A 2,889-nucleotide genomic window follows, 5' to 3' on the forward strand; every position below is an offset into this window, starting at 1 on the left:
ACGATTGAAGCCGAGATGAAGAAAATCATCAACGCCCGCGATGCTGTGAAAACCGAAACTTGGGACCGCGCCCGCGCGATCAAACATTACGAAGACGCAGGCGAGCCGTTCAAAGTCGAGTTGATCAACAAGATCCCCGAAGGCGAAGACCTGCGGATGTATTGGCATGGCGATTGGCAAGATCTCTGCCGCGGTCCGCATTTGCAAAACACCGGCCAAGTGCCGGCTGACGGCTTCAAGCTGACCCACGTGGCTGGCGCTTACTGGTTGGGCGACAGCTCTCGTCCGATGTTGCAGCGGATTTACGGCGTGGCGTTTAAAAACCGCAACGACCTTAAAGCGCACATGACCATGTTGGAAGAAGCCGCCAAACGCGACCACCGCAAGCTGGGCCGCGAAATGGACCTGTTCCACATGCAAGAAGAAGCCCCAGGGCAGATCTTCTGGCATGCGAATGGCTGGAAAATTTACACACAGCTGCAAGACTACATGCGCCGGATGCAAGAAGCAGACGGTTATGTTGAGGTGAACACCCCGCAAGTGGTGAACCGCGTGCTTTGGGAAAAATCCGGTCACTGGGACAACTACCAAGAGAACATGTTCATCGTTGAAGTGGACGAAGATCACGCCCGCGAAAAGACCGTGAACGCGCTCAAGCCGATGAACTGCCCATGTCACGTGCAGGTTTATAACCAAGGTCTAAAATCGTACCGCGATCTGCCGTTGCGCATGGCTGAATTTGGGTCGTGTAACCGGTATGAGCCATCAGGCGCTTTGCACGGCATCATGCGTGTGCGTGGCTTTACCCAAGATGACGCGCATATTTTCTGTTCCGATGATCAGGTCGAAGACGAAACCAAAAAATTCGTGACCTTCTTGGCGAAAGTCTATGCCGATCTTGGCTTTGACCAATGGAAGGTCAAGCTGTCCACCCGCCCTGAAAAGCGTGTTGGCACAGAAGAAAGCTGGGACGCAGCCGAGGCGGCTTTGGCCAACGGGATCAAAGCGGCGGGCTATGACTATGAAATCCAAGAGGGCGAAGGCGCGTTCTACGGACCAAAGCTTGAGTTCGTTTTGACCGACGCCATTGGCCGCGATTGGCAATGTGGCACGCTGCAAATTGACCCGAACCTGCCGGAACGTCTGGACGCCAGCTATGTAGGCCAAGACGGCAACAAGCACCGTCCGATCATGTTGCACCGCGCCGTTTTGGGCTCATTCGAGCGCTTCATTGGTATTTTGATCGAATCTCATGCGGGCAAATTGCCCTTCTGGCTCGCCCCGCGTCAGGTGGTTGTGGCGACGATTATTTCCGACGCCGACGACTATGTACATGACGTGGTTGCGCAGTTGCGTGCTGCAGGTGTGCGCGCCGAAGCAGACACCCGCAATGAAAAGATCAACTACAAGGTCCGCGAGCACTCTTTGGGCAAAGTTCCTGTAATATTAGCGGTCGGCGCACGTGAGGTCGAAGAACAAACTGTTTCAGTTCGACGCCTTGGAGAGAAGCGAACATCAGTGGCGCCACTCGATGAACTGATCGCCCAATTGAAGGCCGAGGCTCTTGCTCCCGATTTGGGATAAGCTCTAACACATTGAAAACAAACAAAAGTCGGTCTGGATTAGGCCGCCTTTTGCCTATCTGGATCACGTACAACTCACTTTTTCGTTTGTTACAATTGCTGACACACGCGTGGGACACAGGCCTGTGAATGGCTTGTCAGACCCGTTTCGCTCAATCTGTCCTCACCGCCAAACACGGCGCAAACGCATGACACTTTGGGAGACACACAATGTCCAAACACACAAAATCAATCGCTCTTGCTGGCGCACTTGCCGCTGCTCTTTCTGCTCACGCAACAACAGCTTCTGCTGAAGGTGCGACTGAAAAATGCTTCGGCGTTGCTCTTGCTGGCTAAAACGACTGTGCAGCCGGCCCAGGCACAACATGTGCAGGTACATCTAAAGTGGACTACCAAGGCAACGCTTGGTCTTTGGTTCCAGCCGGCACTTGTGAAACAATGGAATTGCCAGCAGGCATGGACAACATGATGCGCAAAGGCTCTTTGGAAGCTCTTGATCGCGACATGGCGTCCTAAGCCAAACACATTTTGGTCGCCGCGCTTTGGTGCGGCGACCGCATTCTACTCGGGGGAGACATCATGACTCATCGTTTCACATCTTTGCCGAACGGCGTTGGTGTCGGTTACAAACCCCAGCACTTTTCCGATATTCTAAACGACCCTGCCCCTGTGATGTGGCTTGAAGTTCACGCCGAAAATTACATGGGCGCAGGTGGGCGACCGCTTGCGCAATTGCGCGCTTTGTCTGAACGTTTTGCCATGTCCGTGCACGGCGTTGGCCTGTCCATCGGCTCCGAAGGGCGTCTTGATGCTGACCACCTTGCGCGATTGAAGCACCTCAACGATTGGCTCGCGCCAGCATCGTTTTCCGAGCATCTCGCGTGGTCCACTCATGACACGGGCTTTTACAACGACCTGTTGCCCCTGCCTTATACCGAAACAACCCTGAAAACTGTTTGCGATCATATTGATGAGGTCCAAAGCACCTTGGGCCGCCAAATGCTTTTGGAGAACCCGTCCAGTTATCTGGCCTTCGCTGAAAGCACGATGAGCGAAGTGGATTTTCTCAAAGAGGTCACCAAACGCACCGGCTGCGGACTGCTTTTGGATGTGAACAATGTCTTTGTATCCGCCACCAATCTGCACGTTGACCCGCATGCCTACATTGATGCCTTTCCGATGGATAAAGTCGGCGAGATCCACCTTGGCGGGCACGACGAAGACGAAGATGACCACGGTGCGCCTTTGTTGATTGACAGTCATGGCCGCGAAGTCGCCGACCCTGTTTGGGCGCTGTATGCCTATA

At 54.0% G+C, this 2,889-nt stretch carries 2 protein-coding genes and 1 pseudogene; all 3 read left to right on the forward strand.

Annotated elements, in window-relative coordinates; translation table 11 throughout:
• On the forward strand, positions 1-1,584 hold a 1,584-nt coding region (gene thrS, locus ABF287_RS04510), incomplete at its 5' end, for a threonine--tRNA ligase (RefSeq protein WP_347183823.1).
• A gap of 209 nt (positions 1,585-1,793) precedes the next feature.
• Positions 1,794-2,099 (forward strand): annotated as a pseudogene (locus ABF287_RS04515) (DUF2282 domain-containing protein).
• A 63-nt stretch (positions 2,100-2,162) separates the two neighbouring features.
• A partial coding sequence (locus ABF287_RS04520; protein ID WP_347183824.1) for a DUF692 domain-containing protein occupies positions 2,163-2,889 on the forward strand: 727 nt, incomplete at its 3' end.

The sequence above is a fragment of the Pacificibacter sp. genome, from assembly GCF_039769035.1.
GTDB lineage: Bacteria > Pseudomonadota > Alphaproteobacteria > Rhodobacterales > Rhodobacteraceae > Celeribacter.